Source organism: Terriglobus tenax, assembly GCF_025685395.1.
Taxonomy (GTDB): domain Bacteria; phylum Acidobacteriota; class Terriglobia; order Terriglobales; family Acidobacteriaceae; genus Terriglobus; species Terriglobus tenax.
Genome location: NZ_JAGSYA010000004.1, coordinates 1,038,643 through 1,056,197 on the forward strand (window position 1 = coordinate 1,038,643; position 17,555 = coordinate 1,056,197).

Annotated in this window: 13 protein-coding genes; 3 read left to right on the forward strand and 10 right to left on the reverse strand. The window is 60.5% G+C overall.

Annotated features, from left to right (window positions below; genetic code table 11):
• Nucleotides 1–33: 33 nt before the first annotated feature.
• The 7 genes from OHL13_RS09830 to kdgD form a co-directional block, all read right to left on the reverse strand.
• Complete coding sequence (locus OHL13_RS09830) at nt 34–2,073, reverse strand: M1 family metallopeptidase (RefSeq protein WP_263409950.1); 2,040 nt, start codon at nt 2,071–2,073, stop codon at nt 34–36.
• 112 nt (nt 2,074–2,185) lie between these two features.
• Nucleotides 2,186–4,006 (reverse strand): phosphoenolpyruvate carboxykinase (GTP), encoded by a 1,821-nt coding sequence (locus OHL13_RS09835; RefSeq protein WP_263409951.1) that lies wholly within the window; start codon nt 4,004–4,006, stop codon nt 2,186–2,188.
• 29 nt (nt 4,007–4,035) lie between these two features.
• Nucleotides 4,036–5,583, reverse strand: a complete 1,548-nt coding sequence (gene garD / locus OHL13_RS09840) for a galactarate dehydratase (RefSeq protein WP_263409952.1) — start codon at nt 5,581–5,583, stop codon at nt 4,036–4,038.
• Nucleotides 5,580–7,160, reverse strand: a complete 1,581-nt coding sequence (locus OHL13_RS09845; protein WP_263409953.1) for an aldehyde dehydrogenase (NADP(+)) — start codon at nt 7,158–7,160, stop codon at nt 5,580–5,582. The genes garD and OHL13_RS09845 overlap by 4 nt, the downstream gene beginning before the upstream one ends.
• Before the next feature lie 19 nt (nt 7,161–7,179).
• Entirely contained in the window at nt 7,180–8,517 is a 1,338-nt protein-coding gene (gudD, locus tag OHL13_RS09850) for a glucarate dehydratase (RefSeq protein WP_263409954.1), read from the reverse strand.
• Nucleotides 8,517–9,848, reverse strand: coding sequence for an MFS transporter (locus OHL13_RS09855; RefSeq protein ID WP_263409955.1), 1,332 nt, complete (start codon nt 9,846–9,848; stop codon nt 8,517–8,519). The genes gudD and OHL13_RS09855 overlap by 1 nt, the downstream gene beginning before the upstream one ends.
• 24 nt (nt 9,849–9,872) lie before the next feature.
• A complete protein-coding gene (gene kdgD, locus OHL13_RS09860; RefSeq protein WP_263409956.1) occupies nt 9,873–10,787 on the reverse strand; it encodes a 5-dehydro-4-deoxyglucarate dehydratase in 915 nt (304 codons plus the stop codon).
• 122 nt (nt 10,788–10,909) lie between these two features.
• Between kdgD and OHL13_RS09865 the strand changes: the two genes are divergently transcribed.
• From OHL13_RS09865 to OHL13_RS09875, 3 genes are all read left to right on the forward strand, one after another.
• Nucleotides 10,910–11,812 (forward strand): LysR family transcriptional regulator, encoded by a 903-nt coding sequence (locus OHL13_RS09865; protein WP_263409957.1) that lies wholly within the window; start codon nt 10,910–10,912, stop codon nt 11,810–11,812.
• A gap of 36 nt (nt 11,813–11,848) precedes the next feature.
• A complete protein-coding gene (locus OHL13_RS09870; protein WP_263409958.1) occupies nt 11,849–12,862 on the forward strand; it encodes a LacI family DNA-binding transcriptional regulator in 1,014 nt (337 codons plus the stop codon).
• 138 nt (nt 12,863–13,000) lie between these two features.
• Nucleotides 13,001–13,861: an inositol oxygenase gene (locus OHL13_RS09875; RefSeq protein WP_263409959.1), complete on the forward strand. Its 861-nt coding sequence runs from the start codon at nt 13,001–13,003 to the stop codon at nt 13,859–13,861.
• An 81-nt stretch (nt 13,862–13,942) separates the two neighbouring features.
• On the opposite strand, the gene OHL13_RS09880 is transcribed toward OHL13_RS09875, so the two are convergent.
• Genes OHL13_RS09880 through OHL13_RS09890 form a run of 3 tightly spaced genes read right to left on the reverse strand, consistent with a single transcriptional unit; the run spans nt 13,943 to nt 17,554 of the window.
• Nucleotides 13,943–15,292: a family 4 glycosyl hydrolase gene (locus OHL13_RS09880; RefSeq protein ID WP_263409960.1), complete on the reverse strand. Its 1,350-nt coding sequence runs from the start codon at nt 15,290–15,292 to the stop codon at nt 13,943–13,945.
• Complete coding sequence (locus OHL13_RS09885) at nt 15,282–16,205, reverse strand: carbohydrate kinase family protein (protein WP_263409961.1); 924 nt, start codon at nt 16,203–16,205, stop codon at nt 15,282–15,284. The genes OHL13_RS09880 and OHL13_RS09885 overlap by 11 nt, the downstream gene beginning before the upstream one ends.
• Nucleotides 16,202–17,554, reverse strand: coding sequence for an APC family permease (locus tag OHL13_RS09890; RefSeq protein WP_263409962.1), 1,353 nt, complete (start codon nt 17,552–17,554; stop codon nt 16,202–16,204). Before OHL13_RS09890 ends, OHL13_RS09885 begins: the two co-directional genes overlap by 4 nt.
• Between the last annotated feature and the right edge of the window lies 1 nt (nt 17,555).

The window sequence follows — 17,555 nt, forward strand, 5'->3', positions numbered from 1 at the left end:
TGCGGCCTTTGTGGTTCTGCTGTTCTGAAGTAACTACGGCTTTGCCGTATTGTTAGCGCGATTGCCGTCTGGAATACGGTGTTCCGGGTCGATCGTCACCTCGGCGATCTTTTTCGTCGTCGGCAGAGGCATGGCATAGGTCGCCTTCTGCATCCAGGTCTCGGCAGGCAGCTTGATCTTCAGATCCGTACCGTCCTCGTACTTCACCTGAACCCACGCCGGCAGCACAAGTTGACCGTTCTGCTCAATGGTGACCTTTGCGCCTTTCGACGGATCGGACGGATCGTTGTACTTCACGTCTTTGGCGGCCATGTCCATGGTCCAGTTGTTCTCGTACCAGCCACGCCAGAAGTAGCTCAGGTCTTCACCGCCCTCACTCTCCATTGCACGGAAGAAATCAGACGGCGTGGGATGCTTGAAGGCCCAGTCCGCAATGTACTTACGGAAGGCACGATCGAAGATCTCGTGGCCCAGAATCTCTTCGCGCAGCAGGTACAGACCTTCTGCCGACTTGAAGTAGGTGATGGGGTGACGATACTTCTCGCGGATGGCGTCCGCGCGCGACAGCATGGGCGGAGCTTCCGGATCTGCAATCACCTTGGCAATTTCATCCGCCGGATATCCGCCGCCCGGAGCGTACTCTCCGTCGCGCTTCGGTCCCCAGATGCCCTTGTTGAACTGCTCTGACTCATAGATGTCGATGAAGGTGTTGAAACCTTCGTCCATCCATGCGTCGCGGCGCTCATTGGACTGCACGATCATCGGGAACCAGGTATGACCCACTTCATGCGCGGTAACGACGAAGAGTCCCTTGCCCTTGGAGCGAATGCCATCGAAGACCATGGCCGGATATTCCATACCGCTGGAGAAACCTGCAACGTTGGTCATGACCGGCCAGGGGTAGGGGTACCAGTCGCGAGAAAAGTTCTCAACCGTGTCCTTGGTGTACTCCGTGGTGCGGCCCCAGCCTTCATCGCCCACCGCTTCCGCCGGATAGAAGCTCATGGAGAGAGCGTTCTTTCCGCCGGGAAGGTTCATCTTTGCAGCATCCCAAAGGAACGAGGGCGAGGCGGAGAAGACTGCATCGCGCGTTCTGTCCATGTGGTAGTGCCAGGTCAGTGTGCCATCCTGCTTCGGACGGCTGGCGGGGTCGTGAACCTCGTCCAGGGTACGGATAAAAACCGTCTTGTCACTGGCACGCGCCTGCTTCAGGCGATCCTGCTGTGTTTTGGTCAGCACATCGGCTTCGTTCACCAGCAAGCCTGAGCCGGCGACAAGATAGTTGGCCGGAACCGTGATGTACATGTCGTAGTTGCCGAACTCGGTATAGAACTCATTGCCCAGGAAGGGCTGCGTGTCCCAGCCGTGCAGATCGTCATACACGCACATGCGCGGATACCACTGCGCGACGTCATAGATCGGGCCGTCCTTCACGCTCTCGACCGAGGTACGACCGCCCCACTGTCCAGGCATGGTGTAGTGGTACTTGATCAGAATCTTGATGGTGGCGCCGTGCGCCAGCGGCGCTGGCAGATTGATGCGGGCACGGGTATCGCTGATGACATACTCAGCCTTCACCGGCTTGGCACCCTTAGCGGTCGAGAGCAGTTCCATCGACTCGAAGACTGTGCCTTCGGTGTTGATGTTTTCAGGCCGCTGGCGGCTGCCGCCGGAAAATGGGCGTGAGCGAGCGTCCGCACGATACGTATTCTGCTCCACCTGCAGCCACAGGCTGTTCAGGGAACCAGCGCTGTTGTTGGTGTAGGTGATGGTCTCAACATTGGTGAGCACCTTGGAAGCGGTGTCGATGCTGGCGTGCATCTCGTAGTCCGCGGAGTTCTGCCAGTAGGTCGGCGTGGGAGCGCCATCCGCGCCACGGAAGCCACTGGGTGGCAGCGGCATCGTATACGGAGCAAACGTCTTCAGCGGGTCATACGTGGCGGAACGGCCCCCTGTATCCGGCATCTGAGGACGACGGCCCTGTTCCTGTGGCGGCTGGGCGGCCATGGTTGCGGCAAGGGCTAAAACTGCGACTGCGGCAAGGCCGCCTCGCATGGCACACGAATGCGTCATGAATCTCTCCTGCAAACAACTGAATTCGGCTGTGCCTTGTATCAGAACAGGCGGGCACATGCTTCCGCAAGTGCCCGCCTGTTCCATGCCCGATTTCCGTTGATTTACAGCCCTACATTCTGCAGATGAGTAGTTCTCTTTCGTAGATCATTTCCGGGGGGAGGTGGTCATGGAGGAGGAGGAAGAGTTGTTCGTGTCCCATGACCTCCTCGGTCCAGGCCTGGTGGTTGACCTCCTGCAGTTGGTCGAACTGGGTTTTGCTGAACTCCAGGCCTTCCCAGTGCATGTCGTCGTAGCGCGGGGTCCAGCCGATGGGGGTTTCGTCGCTGCCTACCTTGCCTGTTGCACGGTCAACGATCCACTTCAGAACGCGCATGTTCTGGCTGAAGCCGGGCCACAGGAACCTGCCCTGTTCATCCTTGCGGAACCAGTTCACGTGGAAGATCCTCGGCGTCCGCTTCAGCTTCTTCTGCATGCGCAGCCAGTGACGGAAGTAGTCGCCCATGTGGTAGCCGCAGAACGGAAGCATCGCCATCGGGTCGCGGCGCACCACGCCCAGCTTGCCCGCCGCGGCGGCCGTCATCTCCGAGCCCATCGTCGCTCCGGCGTAGACTCCGCTGGACCAGTTGAAGGCCTGGTACACCAGCGGCATCGTCGTTGCCCTGCGGCCGCCGAAGATGATGGCCGCGATGGGCACGCCCGCGGGGTCTTCCCATGCCGGGTCGATCGACGGGCACTGCGATGCGGGCGCGGTAAAGCGGCCGTTGGGATGTGCCGCAGGTGTTGAGGACGCGGGCGTCCATGGCTTGCCCTGCCAGTCCAACGCTTCGGCGGGTGGCTCGTCCGTCATGCCTTCCCACCACACGTCACCCGTTGGCACACCGTTCTTCGTGATCAACGCAACGTTGGTGAAGATGCTGTTCTTCTTGAGCGTGGCCATCGCGTTCGGGTTGGTCTTCGCGCTGGTGCCGGGTGCGACGCCGAAGAAGCCGGACTCAGGGTTGATGGCGCGAAGATGGCCCGTCGCATCAGGCTTGATCCACGCGATGTCGTCGCCCACCGTCCACACCTTCCAGCCATCGAAGCCCTTCGGAGGGATGAGCATGGCGAAGTTGGTCTTGCCGCAGGCCGAGGGGAAGGCCGCGGCCACGTAGGTCTTTTCGCCTTCGGGAGACTCGACGCCGAGGAGGAGCATGTGCTCGGCCATCCAGCCTTCATCGCGCGCGATGTTCGAGGCGATGCGCAGGGCGAAGCACTTCTTGCCCAGAAGAGCGTTGCCGCCGTAGCCGGAGCCGTAGCTCCAGATCTCGCGCGTCTCCGGGAAGTGAACGATGTACTTGGTCTCGTTCTGCGGCCACGGTACATCCTGCTCGCCCGGCGCAAGCGGTGCGCCCACGCTATGCATGCACGGCACCACGCGCTTGAGGTCCTTGTCGATCTCCGCGAAGACTGGCTTGCCGATGCGCGCCATGATGCGCATGTTCACCACCGCATACGCTGAGTCGGTCAGCTGCACGCCGATCTGCGAGAACGGAGATCCGATGGGGCCCATCGAGTACGGCAGAACATACATCGTGCGGCCCTTCATCGAGCCGCGGAAAAGCGACTTCAGCTTCTTGCGCATCACGAAGGGGTCTTTCCAGTTGTTGGTCGGGCCGGCGTTGTCCTTCGACAAGGAGCAGATGAAGGTGCGGTCTTCAACACGCGCTACGTCGCTGGCAGAAGACCGCGCGTAGAAGCAGCCAGGCCAGCGCTCCTCATTCAACTTCAAGAACGTCCCCGCAGAGACCAACTCCCCGCACAGACGGTCATACTCCTCCTGAGATCCATCCACCCAGTGAATCCCATCAGGCTGACACAAATCCACCATCTTCTCCACCCAACGGATCAAATGACGGTTGTGGGTCGGGATCTCGGTCGTATGGTGCTGCATCGTTCCTCGCTGTCCACGTGCGGTGCGTTCTAGGTCACAGGCCCGGGGTTGAACAACGCGTATTCGTTGTGCAATCCCCAGCGGTCCGCCCAGGTCGTCTGCTCTCCGCTCGCAACCTTAAGGATAAGCCGAAAAATCTCCCAACCCACATCCTCAATGGTTGCATCGCCGGTAGCAATCTTACCTGCATTCACATCAATCAGGTCATGCCAGCGCTCTGCCAGGGAAGTGCGCGTGGCCACCTTGATAACCGGGGCCATTGCCAAACCATACGGTGTGCCACGCCCCGTGGTGAATACATGCATATTCATGGAAGCAGCAAGCTGCAGGGTGCCGCAAATAAAATCACTCGCGGGTGTCGCAGCAAACACCAATCCCTTGGTGGTCACACGCTCACCCGGACCCGTGACAGCCACCAGAGGACTGGTGCCCGCCTTGGCAACCGAGCCAAGCGCCTTCTCCACGATATTGGCGAGCCCGCCCTTCTTGTTGCCCGGCGAAGGATTCGCGCTGCGATCGACATGGTCCTGCGCAAGATAATTGTCATACCAGGCCATCTCGCGGATCAGGTCACGTGCAACCTGCTCATTAGCAGCACGCGCAGTCAGCAGGTGCACGGCATCACGCACCTCGGTCACTTCAGAAAACATCACCGTTGCACCGGCACGCACCAGCAGGTCCGCAGCAAAGCCAAGTGCCGGATTCGCCGTTACCCCCGAAAAGGCGTCGCTGCCGCCACACTGCATGCCAACGATGAGGTCAGACGCGGGGCAGGTGACACGCTTACGCTGGTTCAGCCGCTGCAGACGCTTCTCGGCCATCTCCATCAGTGCAGAGATCATCGCCTCAAAGCCGACGTGCTCCTCGTCCTGCAGACGGATGACATAGGACTCCTGCTGCAGGATGGGAAGTGTACTCGATGGAAGCATCTGCACGGGCTGCATCTTCTCGCAACCAAGGCTGGCCACCATCGGGTCACCACCGAGGTTCGGGTTCAGGCTGAGGTTACGCAGCGTTCGAATAGGAATTTCAGCGCCAGGAGCGTTGATGGCGACGCCGCAGCCGTAGTTATGCGTGATGGCGATGACGTCATCGACGTTGGGATACCTCGGCAGAAGCTCCTGCTTGATGCGGCGAACGGCGTAGTCCACCGTGCCAGCCACACACTGCACCGTTGTGCTGATGCCGAGAATGTTGCGCGTACCCACGGTGCCGTCAGCATTGCGATAGCCCTGGAAGGTATAGCCCTCAAGCGGCGGCAGCGCAGCAGGCGTTTCCGTTGCCAGAGGCAGAGCGTCCAACGCCGGCGGCGGCGGCGAGGTCAAAGCGTCTTCCGCCACCCACCCACCCTGCGGAATCGCGCGCGATGCGTAGCCGATGATCGATCCATAGCGGATCACGGCGTCCCCGGGCTGCAGGGCGACCAGTGCCACCTTGTGCGCCTCGGGCACCGTCTCCTGCAGAATGAGTCCCGACGGAAATTGCGTGCCTGCGGGCAGGCCGCCGGGATTCACGATAATGGCGACGTTATCCTGCGGTTGAAGCTTGACGTATCGCGGTTCACTGGCGGAACTCATCGCTGCTCCACCTTGCCATCGCGAAGACGCCAAAGGCCAAGTGAGTTGGCATCGTCCAGTTCCGCGGGAAGAAGCTCTGCCGGGAAGTTCTGATAACAGACCGGGCGAAGGAAGCGGTCGATCGCCGTGGCTCCGACAGAGGTCGTGCGGTCGTTGCTGGTTGCCGGGAATGGGCCTCCATGCACCATGGCAAAAGAGACTTCAACACCGGTCGGAAAGCCATTCACGAGCAGACGGCCTGCCTTCTTTTCCAGCACGGGAACAAGCTGCTTTGCGAACGCAGTGTCCGCCGCGGTCATATGGAGAGTCGCGGTGAGCTGGCCTTCAAACGAAGCGGCCAGCGAAAGCATCTCCTCTTCACTCTCGCAGGCAATCAGAATGGATGATGGCCCAAAGAGCTCTTCGGTGAGATGGCGGTCTTTCAGTATCTCTGCTGCTTTGGTCTGGAAGAGTGCGGGTACGCCGGCACATGGGGCATCGGTCGCATGGCCGCGCGCGGTTGTTTTGACGGAGGCATGCGAAGCAAGATCGCTGACGCCTTTCTCGTAGGCCGCATGAATCCCCTGATTCAACATGGGCGTTGCGGACTTGGCGCTCATCTTCTCCGCGGCAAGCTGTGCGAAGCTGTCAAACCCGGCACCCGCAAAACCGAAGACCAGGCCGGGCTGCGTACAGAACTGACCGGTACCTAGCGTGGCAGAGTCCGCAAATCCCTGCGCCAGCGCGGCAATATCTCCCTGGAGTGCTCCGGGCAGCAGGAAGACCGGATTCACGCTGCTCATCTCCGCGTAGACCGGTACGGGCACAGGACGCTTTGCGGCGATGGCTGCAAGCGCAAGGCCTCCGCGGCGGCTGCCGGTAAAGGCGACGGCAGCAATTGCCGGATGCGCTGCGAGCGCCTCACCCACGGCGTTGTCCGTACCTCCAACCATGGCAAACACGCCTGCGGGCAGATTGCATGCAGCAACCGCTTTCTGGATCGCACGGCCGACAAGCTCCGAGGTTCCGGGATGCGAGGGATGCGCCTTCGCGACAACAGGACATCCGGCAGCGAGCGCCGATGCGGTGTCTCCCCCGGCAACGGAGAAGGCAAGCGGGAAGTTGCTGGCGCCGAAGACTCCTACGGGACCAAGCGGGATTTTGCGCAGGCGAAGATCGGGACGCGGCAGCGGCGCGCGGTCCGGCAACGCCGAATCAAGAATGGGCGAAAGCCAAAGCCCCTGCCGCACCACCTGCGCGAACATGCGCAACTGGCCGACGGTGCGACCGCGCTCGCCTTCAATGCGAGGACGCGGCAGACCACTCTCTGCCACGGTGCGTTCCACCAATTCATCGCCAAGGTCGAGGATCGCCTGTGCGATGGCTTCCAGAAACTGCGCACGCTGCTCGAGAGTCGTGCCGCGGTAGGCGTCAAAGGCCTGCGCCGCCAGTATGCAGGCATCGTTCACCTGCTTGGCCGTCGCACCGTGGAAGGCAGGTTCCAACGTCTGTCCTGTTGCCGGGTTCCATGCAGAGAATGCCTGCCCCTTACCTGCAACTGCGTTTCCACCAATCAGAATCTCGCCCGTAATCGACATACGTAATTTCCCTCTCCTGTTATCGTGCCACGCGCGGCACCAGACATGGGCGCTTTGGGTCAAAGCTCCAGCCGGGCATCAGGCATTGCATGCCCAGTGCGTCATCGCGCCCGCCCAGTCCAAGGCTCTTGTAGGCAGCATGTGCGGCCTCAACCTGTTCCCAGTCAAGCTCCACACCAAGCCCCGGCATCTTCGGCACCGTGATCTCACCTTCCACAATGCGGAAGGGCTCTTTTGTCAGCCGTTGACCATCCTGCCATATCCAGTGCGTGTCGATGGCCGTCACCTTGCCGGGCGCCGCCGCGGCGACATGCGTGAACATCGCCAGGGAGACATCGAAATGATTGTTCGAGTGCGATCCCCAGGTTAAACCCCAGTCTCGGCAGAACTGCGCCACACGCACAGAACCCTGCATCGTCCAGAAGTGCGGATCGGCCAGCGGAATATCGACAGCCTTTAGCTGCGCGGCATGTTTCAACTGCCGCCAGTCGGTAGCAATCATGTTCGTCGCCGTCGGCAGGCCGGTGGCGGCGCGAAACTCCGCCATGATCTCGCGGCCGGAGAAACCTTTCTCCGCTCCACAGGGGTCTTCCGCATAGGCCAGCACGCCCTGCCTGCCGGTACACAAGCGCACCGCTTCCTCCAGCGACCATGCTCCGTTGGGGTCCAGCGTGATACGCGCCTTCGGGAAACGCTCGGCCAGGGCAATGATAGCTTCCATTTCGGCTGCGCCTTCCAACACGCCGCCCTTCAGTTTGAAGTCGTTGAAGCCATACCGTGCATGCGCGGCTTCGGCCAGCCGCACCACTGACTCCGGCGTAAGCGCCTCTTCATTGCGAAGGCGGCACCATGCATCGTCAGCATCTGCCTCGCTGCGATATCCAGCATCGCTGCGGTTGCGGTCGCCGATGAAGAACAAGTAGCCCAGCGCCTCCACCTTCTCACGCTGCTGGCCTTCGCCAAGCAGGGCCGCAACGGGCAGACCGACGAACTGGCCCAGCAGATCCAGCATGGCCGACTCAATGGCCGTGACCGCGTGCACCGTCGTCCGCAGATCAAAGGTCTGCTGGCCACGGCCCTCCTTGTCCAGATCGGCAAAGGCAGCATGCACCTCCTGCAGCACGCTCTGGTAGTGCGCCAGTTGACGATCCACGACCAGCGGCGCAGCCTGCTCCAGCACAGAGCGGATCTTCTCCCCGCCGGGAACCTCGCCGACGCCGGTCTTGCCGTCGGTATCCGTCAACACCAGAAGGTTGCGCGTGAAGTAGGGCGCGTGCGCTCCACTCAGGTTCAGCAGCATGCTGTCCTGCCCGGCGACAGGAATCACGCGCATGGTTTGAATCTTGGGGCTCGACATCAGGCCACCTGCTCCTTCGTTGCAAATTCGACACGATGGATGCGACCCACCAGCGGAAGATACGCCACAATGGCGGCCAGCGCCGTGAATCCGACAAAGACCAGCGCCAGGTTGAACGACCCTGTCCTCTGCACAATGAATCCGATAATGATCGGCGTAGTGATCCCTGCAAGGTTACCAATCAGGTTGAACAGCCCGCCGTTGATCCCGATCATGTTGCGCGGTGACACGTCGGAGATGACCGTCCATCCCAGCGCACCGAAGCCCTTGCCGAAGAAGGCCAGCGACATGAGCAGAATCACCAGCGTCTGAGTGGAGACATAGTTGCAGCCGATCATCGTCATCGACAGGGCCATGCCCGCGACAATCGGCACCTTGCGCGCCACGGAGAGGGACTTGCCGCTCTTCAACAGCTTGTCCGAGACAATGCCACCGAAGACTCCGCCGATGGAGCCGCATAGGGCAGGCACCGCCACCAGCAGGCCCGTCTTCGCAATGGAGATATGCCGTGCCTGGTTCAGATATACCGGAAACCATGTCAGGAAGAACCATGTCAGCGTGGTAATGCAGTACTGGCCGATGTAGATGCCCACCAGCATGCGGTTGCTCAGCAGCATACGCACAGCCGACCATGTGAGCTGGTTCGGATGGGCTCCCCGGGCAAGGTTCTGGTCCATGTTCGCCAGGCCTCCACCCTGCTCAATGTGGCTGATCTCCGCGTCGGAGATATGGGGGTGCGACTTCACACCATAGATTACGCGGAACCAGACCACGCTTAACATCAGGCTGACCACGCCGCCCAGCCAGAAGCAGGCCATCCATCCATAACGATGCACCAGCCAGCCCATGACAGGCCCAAACAACACCAGTGCAAAGTACTGCGATGAGTTGAAGATCGCCGAGGCGCGGCCACGCTCGGCCGTGGGAAACCATGCGGCGACGATGCGTCCGTTGCCGGGAAAGACCGGTGACTGTGCCAGCCCCGACAGCAACCGCACCACGAACAGCAGAGCAAAACCCCAGGCCACGGGCGCAAATCCGATACACCCCGCGATCAGCGCCAGGATAGACCACGCGACGATGCTCAGGCCATAGACCTTCTTGGAGCCGTAGCGATCCAGCAGACCACCCGCCGGAAGCTGCGCCACAACATAGGCCCAGCTGAAACCGGAGAAGAGATATCCCAGTTTCAGCGGGGTCAGTCCAAGCTTGTGCGAGAGATCGCCTCCCACGATGGAGAGGACAACGCGGTCACCGTAGCTGAAGCAGCTTGCGGTAAACAGCATGAAGACGATGAGAAAACGGATATGAGACTGTTCTTTCGCTGCCATTCCGAACCACCCCTGACCGCTCGCTTACGACCGGCTTCCGATCAGCGTCTTCAGCTCGTCCATCTCCTGCTGCGTCAGGTCCTTCAGCGGAGTACGCACTGACCCCGCGGAACGGCCAACCAGCTTCATGCCCGCCTTCACAATCGAAACCGCATACCCTTTGCGACGGTTACGAATGCTGCTATAGGGCAATACAAACTCACGCAATCCTTTGTAGATCGTCTCGTGATCCCGTGCCCGCACCGCGGCATAAAACTCATTGGCGAAGTTCGGGAGGAAGTTGAAGATGGCCGACGAGTACGTCGTCACTCCCATCTCCAGGTAGGGCAATGCAAAGGTCTCCGCCGTGGGCAGGCCGCCGACGTAGGTCAACCGGTCTCCCATGCGGGTGAAGATGCGCGTCATCAGCTCAATGTCGCCGTAGCCGTCCTTGAAGCCAATCAGGTTGGGGCAGCGCTCACACAGGGCTTCCAGCGTGTCTTCGTTGATGACGAAGTTGTCGCGGTTATACAGGATGACGCCAAGCTTCGTGGCCTTGCAGACAGCCTCAGCGTGCGCAGCCAGGCCGGCCTGCTCCGCCCCAACGAGGTAGGGTGGCAACAGCAGAAGTCCATCGGCGCCTGCCGCCTCGGCGGCCTGGGCAAACTCAATTGCCATGGCGGTACCGTAGCCGCATCCTGCCAGCACGGGAACGCGGCCCGCAGTCTCTTCCACCGCGGCACGGACGACCCGTGTGTACTCGCCAAGCGTGAGCGAGAAGAACTCACCCGTACCGCCTGCAGCAAACAGGCCGGCAGGATTGTGCTGCAGCAGCCAGCTGATGTGCGCGCGGTAGGCGCTCTCGTCAAAGGTGTTCTCCGGGGTGAAGTGCGTTACCGGGAACGACAGCAATCCACTGCCGGTTTTCTTTGCCAGGTCTGCGGGAAGCATCTGCGCCATCGTGTCTGTTCGTCTCCAGCCCGCGGCGATCAGGCCGCCGCTCGGCAGGAAACACTATAGTCTTTGCAACGATGCGTTGTGGAATCATAATGAGCATGGATTGATGCACAAAGGGACTTAATATGTTTGAGCTCAAACAGCTCCATTCTTTCCTGGTTCTGGCCGACGAGCTCCACTTTGGCCGCGCCGCTGAACGTCTGCATATGACGCAGTCGCCGCTTAGCCGCCAGATTCAACTGCTGGAGCACACGCTCGGATTCCCTCTTTTCAAACGCAACAACCGCAGCGTGCAACTTACGCCGGCCGGGCAGGCATTTCGCGCCGAGGCAAGGCAGATTCTTTCGCTCGCCGAGAACGCGGTCTCCGTTGCGCGCCGCCACTCGCAGGGGCAGGCCGGCCTGCTGCGCATGGGCTTTACCGCGGGCTCCAGCTACCGCCACCTGCCGCGCCTGCTGGCCTATGCCAGCAAGGAACTGAAGGACCTGGACATCGTGCTGGAGGAGATGGTCACCGTACAGCAGGTGGAGGCGCTGAACGCCAACCAGATCGATATGGGCCTTGGCCGCCAACAGCCCAGCCAGCAGGAACTGGACGGTCTGTGCATGGCACGCGAGCAGCTATTGCTGGCGCTGCCGGAGCGTCATCCGCTCACCGGCAAGACCAGCATCACGCTGGACGACCTGCGTGCGGAGCCGGTCATCACCTTTTCGCCCAAAGATGGCTTCTACTTCTACGCGCTGATTGACAGCATCTTCCGCAGCCACAACCTGCAGCCAAGGTATGTCCAGCACGTCAGCCAGATCCACTCCATGCTGGCACTGGTCAGCGCCGGGCTGGGGGTAGCCCTGGTGCCGGAGACTGCGGAAGCCCTGCACTTTGAAGGCGTGACGCTCCGCCGCCTGAAGATGCCGCCGGTTCACGCCGACCTGTACCTGATCTGGAAGAAGTCAAACACAAACCCCGCTGTGCAGAGCTTCGTGCAGATGGTGCGCAAACGCGCCCGCCTGCCGCAGTCGCGCCAATAAGCGGCGTTCTTCTACACTGGAGACGAGGAACAAGGAATGGCCGTCCGCCTGAAGGACATTGCACGCGACCTGGGCGTCTCCACGGTCACGGTTTCAAAGGTGCTCCGCAACCGCAAGGACGTGGGCGAGAAGACCCGCCAGCGCGTTCTGAAGCGTATGGAGGAGCTGCAGTACAAGCCCAACCTGATCGCCCGTGCGCTGATCAGCGGCCGCACGGCCAATGTGGGCCTGGTGGTTCCGGACCTGCTGCATCCTTACTTCGGCGAAGTCGCCAAAAGCCTGGGCGCGGTGCTGCGCGAGCATGACCGCGCGTTGATCCTTGCCTCCTCCGAGGACGACCCCGAACTGGAGCAGCGCGAGATCCGCACCCTGATCAACCGCGGTGTGGACCTTCTGTTGATCTCCTCCTGCCAGCGCCGGCTGGAGGGCATCTTCAAGGTGGGCGAGAAGCAGACGCCCATTCTCCTGGTGGACCGTACCTTTCCGCTGCTGGATGCCAATTTTGTCGGCTCCGACGACTTCAAGATCGGCGAGATCGCCACGCTGCATCTGCTTGAAACCGGTCGCAAGTGCATTGCCCACATTGGTGCCAGCCACCTGAGCACCGGCCACGAGCGCATGCGGGGCTACTCCGAGACGTTGCGGAGGAACAACGCGACCGTGCCGCAGGAATATGTGCTGATGCACGAGCGGTTTGAGGAGACCGGTATCGAGGCCGGCCGCAAAGCCATCCAGAAGCTGCTGAAGCTGAATCCGCGTCCCGATGCCATCTTCTGCTACAACGACCTTACCGCCGTGGGCGCCATTGAAGCTGTACTGGAAGCCGGACTTCGCGTTCCGGAGGATATTGCCATCGTCGGCTGCGGTAACTTCCGCTATGCGCAGTATTTACGCGTGCCGCTTACCTCCGTGGACCAGTCGACCGAGCAGATCGGCCGTACTGCGGGCGAAGAGGTGATCCGCCTGCTGGACGACCCCGAATCGGCCTCGCGGAGCACCCTGATTGAACCGCACCTGCGTGTGCGCGAGAGCAGCTGGAAGCCAGCGTAAACGGTAGCGAATTCCAGCTCAAAAATATTCTTTTCTCCCCTATTGCCAGAGGAAAGCGGGCTTGTCTATAGTTCTACGTAATCGATTACGTAGATGCTCCGCTTCTCCCGGGTCATCGCGCCGTAAAAGGAGTTCCTCATGTCCGCCGCAACGACTGTCAATGCCAATCCGCTCACCGATCTGGATCAGTGGGAAGACTTCCTCGAAGGCCGTTATAAAGAAGGCAAGTCCGAAACCGAGTTCCGTCAGTACGATGCCGAGGCGCAGCCTGGTGTCGCAGAGTTCTACCGTCTGAACCACCAGTTCCAGACCGTCGATTATGTTCTGGGCAAGGAGAAGGAGTACTTCGGACTGAAGCGCGGCAAAAAGACTGTGTGGGAAGCCGCCGAGTTCCTGAATACCCTCGTCGACGACAGCGATCCGGATACCGACCTGACGCAGATTGAGCACCTTCTGCAGACCTCGGAAGCAATGCGCCGCGACGGCCAGCCCCGCTGGATGGTACTGGTCGGCTTCATCCACGACCTGGGCAAGTGCCTGTGCCTGTATGGCGAACCGCAGTGGGGCGTGGTGGGCGACACCTTCCCCGTGGGCTGCGCCTGGAGCGACCAGATTGTTTTCCCCGAGTACTTTGCCGCCAACCCAGACCGTCACATCGAGAAGTACCAGACCAAGTACGGCATCTATGAGCCGAACTGCGGACTGGAAAATGTACACATGTCCTTCGGTCACGACGGCTATATCGCCGAGGTCATGAAGCCCTACCTTCCGGACGAAGCTCTGTACATGCTGCGCTTCCACTCCTTCTACGCGTGGCATCGCCAGGGCGCGTACACGCACCTGATGAACGAGAAGGACAAGGCAATGCTGGAGTGGGTAAAGAAGTTCAACCCCTATGACCTGTACTCCAAGGGCCATACCAAGCCGAACATGGCGGAGCTGAAGCCGTACTACGACGAGCTGTTCGCCGAGTTCCTGCCGGAAAAACTGGATTGGTAGTCCTGCTTATCTGAGACAAGAAGAAGCCCCGGCATCGTTGCCGGGGCTTCTTCGTTCTGAAGGCTCCTGATCCGTCCGCTCCTACTTCCAGCGCATCGTTTTCAATAACTCTTCCGATGGCTCCCACTCGCCGATGCTTGGGTACAACAGCATGGCCTTCCGCAGATCACGTTCGGAGCCACTGACCGCCGCTTCAATGGCAGCCCTTTCATAGGCCTTTACCGCCAGCACCAGTCCGCGGACAGCTTCCGGCAGAGGACCAACCGGGATGGGTGTGAGCTCGGTCTGGCTGATGTTCGTTGCCGCTTCGATGATGTCGTCCGCGGCAATCTCCGGAATCGTATTGCCGTTGCGAAGGTTCACAATGACGCTCTCGGGCGATGTGCTGGACAAGGCGTTCATCACCTGCAGCGCAATGCGATGGTAGCCACTGGCGGCGCGGAAGGGATCTTCCTGCGGAGCAGCCTCATCAAAGGCCGACTTCCCTTCCCCTTCCAGTTTCATGTACGAGCCTGAACGAAGGTTCAGGTAGTCCACATAGGCCTGCAGAGCCCCCGCATCGTCATTTGCCGTAAGCAGCTCGATCAGCCGCTGCATCAGCGACTCATTCATGGCGGCAATCTGTTCTCCGCGGGTCGCGCCCTGCTTGCGCTGGTTCTCCAACGCCCTGCGGCGCGAGTAGTAGAAGAACAGGTATTCGGTCGGGATGAGGCGAAGAGCACGGATTAGTTCGTGGTCAAACAAAGGCGCGGAGTACAACTGCGACAACAGTGCGTCATCGTTCAGAATGCGCTCGGTCACATCCTCGCCGCGCAGCGTTACACGTCGCACCCAACCCAGGTGATTCAGGCCTACATACTCGCACACCACATCTTTTGCCGGAGCGTTGAGCGCCGTATGGATGCGATGCAGCATCTCTGTCGGCGTATCGCAGATGCCGATGACCTTCGCATGCGAGTGCTGTGCGACGGCCTGCGTGATGAGGCCGGCGGGGTTCGTGAAATTAATGATCCACGCAGAAGGTACAAGCCTCTCGACAAGACGCGCCTGTTCCATCGCAATGGGAATCGTTCGCTGCCCCATGGCAACGCCGCCGGGGCCGGTCGTCTCCTGCCCCGGATAGCCGCACTGCATCGCGGCTCGCTCGTCATGCGCGCGCGTGCCAATGCCGCCGACACGCACACTGTTCAGTACAAAGCTCGCGCCATCGACGGCCTCTTCCGCGGACTTCGCGACCGATATCCTGAGAGATCCACCTTCGCGGCGCACGACCTCGCGGCCAAGCCGGGCGATCATCTCCGCACGAAAGATATCGACGTCATAAATCACAAACTCCTCGGCATCCAACTGCTTTGCCGATTCGTTGATACCAAACACAACCAGCGGGGTACGCACGCCTCCGCCGCCGAGAAATGCAATCTTACGTGGCATAAAACTCCTCGAGCGCAGCTTCCGCTTCAGCCAGGGTAGGAAGCGCGCGCAATGCACCGGCGGCGCGCGTTGAAAGTGCTCCGCAGACGCAGCCATGCTGCAGGCACTGCTGTGGAGAGAGCCCTTCGAGCAGCGCGTGAATGAATCCGGCGTCAAAGGCGTCGCCCGCGCCGGTCGTATCGATCAGGTCCACCGCGGGTGGCGCTGCACGATACTCCTTGCCGTCAGACAGCATGACCGCACCAGCCGCACCCAGCTTGACCAGTGCATGCTTCACACCATGCTCGCGGCAAAGCTGCAGATAGGCCTCCGGGTTGCCGGCCAGCATGGTCGACTCTTTCTCATTCGGCATTACGTAGTCGATCCTGCGCATCAGTTCCCAGTTGTCCGTGTTCTGCAACCAGTCCACATGATGCCCCACATCGATGGAGACCGTCGCCGCCTGCGCCTGCAATGCCTGCAATACCTGCGTTCCACCTTTCACCTCCAGCGGCAACGCCAGGTGTACATGCCGCGCCTGCGCCGCCTCCGCTGTTACTTCAGGATGGCCGGTGAGATATTTTGCCAATTGATCGTTAACGCCGCGATAGGTGAAGAAGGTGCGGTCAGCCGCCGTAGAGATGCTGACGGTTACACCGGTACGTCCCTTCTCCAGGATCAGGTTCCCGGCAGAAACACCAAACTCTTCCAGGCGATCTGCAATGGTCTTATAGTCTGCCTCGCCGACTACGCCAATCAGCCGTACCCTGGCCCCCAGCAGTGACAGTGCACAGGCCGTTGTAATGGCGCCGCCGCCAAGCTCCCGCGTGTAGTCGTCGGTAAAGACTTCTGAACCGGGCGCGGGCCAGCCTGCAAACCCACTGAAGACGTGGTCCAGGTAAATCTCGCCAATCACTGTTACGTCGTATCTCATGCCTTCTGGAATGGCCACTCCCGAGCCCGGTTCGCCTGAATCAGAAAAAAGACCGTACCGGCAACGGTCAGGCCCGCTCCCACGGCAATATGTTTCATCTGGCTGGTGGCCACAATGTAGAGCCAGCCAAGCAGCGCAACCAGCGCTGGCAGCGGATACAGCGGCATGCGGAAACTGCCGGGCCCAGGCGGAGACTGCCTGCGCAGCAGGATGACCGCAATACACTGCCCCAGGAACTGCAGCATGGTCTGGATCACGATGAGTCCCGCGATCAGATCGGCCAGCGAGAACAGGCACATCAGCATGGACGCCACGCCCATATAGAGCAGAGACACTGTCGGGAAATGATCCTTAGAATGCACCTTCGCGAAGATAGCGGGAAATTCGCCGTTCGCCGCTGCAGCATAGGGAATACGCGAGAAGCCAAGCAGGATCGCAAAGGCTGATCCCCAGCTTGCGATCAGAATCAGCAGCGACACAACCCTGGCTGCAAACGCTCCATGCACGGCCTGCATGAAGTCCGCCACAATCACCCTGGAGTGTTGCGCCTCGCGCCACGGCAATGTTCCCAGGATCGAGATATTCATCGCCAGGTACAGCACGGCCACGATCATGATCGAGAACAGTACGGCTCGTGGAATATTGCGTGTGGGATTTTTAATCTCGCCACCGATCAGGCAGACATTGTTGTAGCCGCCGTAGTCGTAGGTTGCGATCAGGGTGGCGGAGCCGAGTCCAAGCCAGAAGGCGTGGGAGATCTGGAAGGCGTGGGGAGGAAAGTCAAAAGCAGTTGCCGGATGGAAGTGCGTGAAACCGCTCAGGATGATCCAACAACAAGTGGCCAGCACAACGACCGTCACAACGACTGACAGAATGCCGATAGACCGGATGGAGCGATAGAGCACCGCCATGTTGACCATACAAAGCGCCATCGCCAGCAGCTTCAAATGGGTTGCCGACAGCGGATGAAAGACGCTGGCATAGTCCGCAAATCCAACCGCGCCTGAAGCAATGGAGATAGGCCCCACCAGCAGTGATTGCCACAGAAACAGAAACGCCATCAGCTTTCCGAGCGACTTGGGACCGAAGGCGCGCAACAGGTAGTGGTAGGAGCCGCCGGAGTTTGGAATGCGCGAACCAAGCTCAGCCCATACCATGCCATCACACAGCGCCAGCAGAGCTCCAAGGATCCAGCCCAGCATCGCCTGTGGGCCGCCCATGGCAGCCAGCGCCAGCGGGATGGTAAGGAAAGGGCCCACGCCAACCATGTTCAGCACATTGGTTGACAATGCTCCCCATAGCCCGACTCCCCGTTCCAGGTGCCCGATTTGTTGTCCTGCATTCGCCATG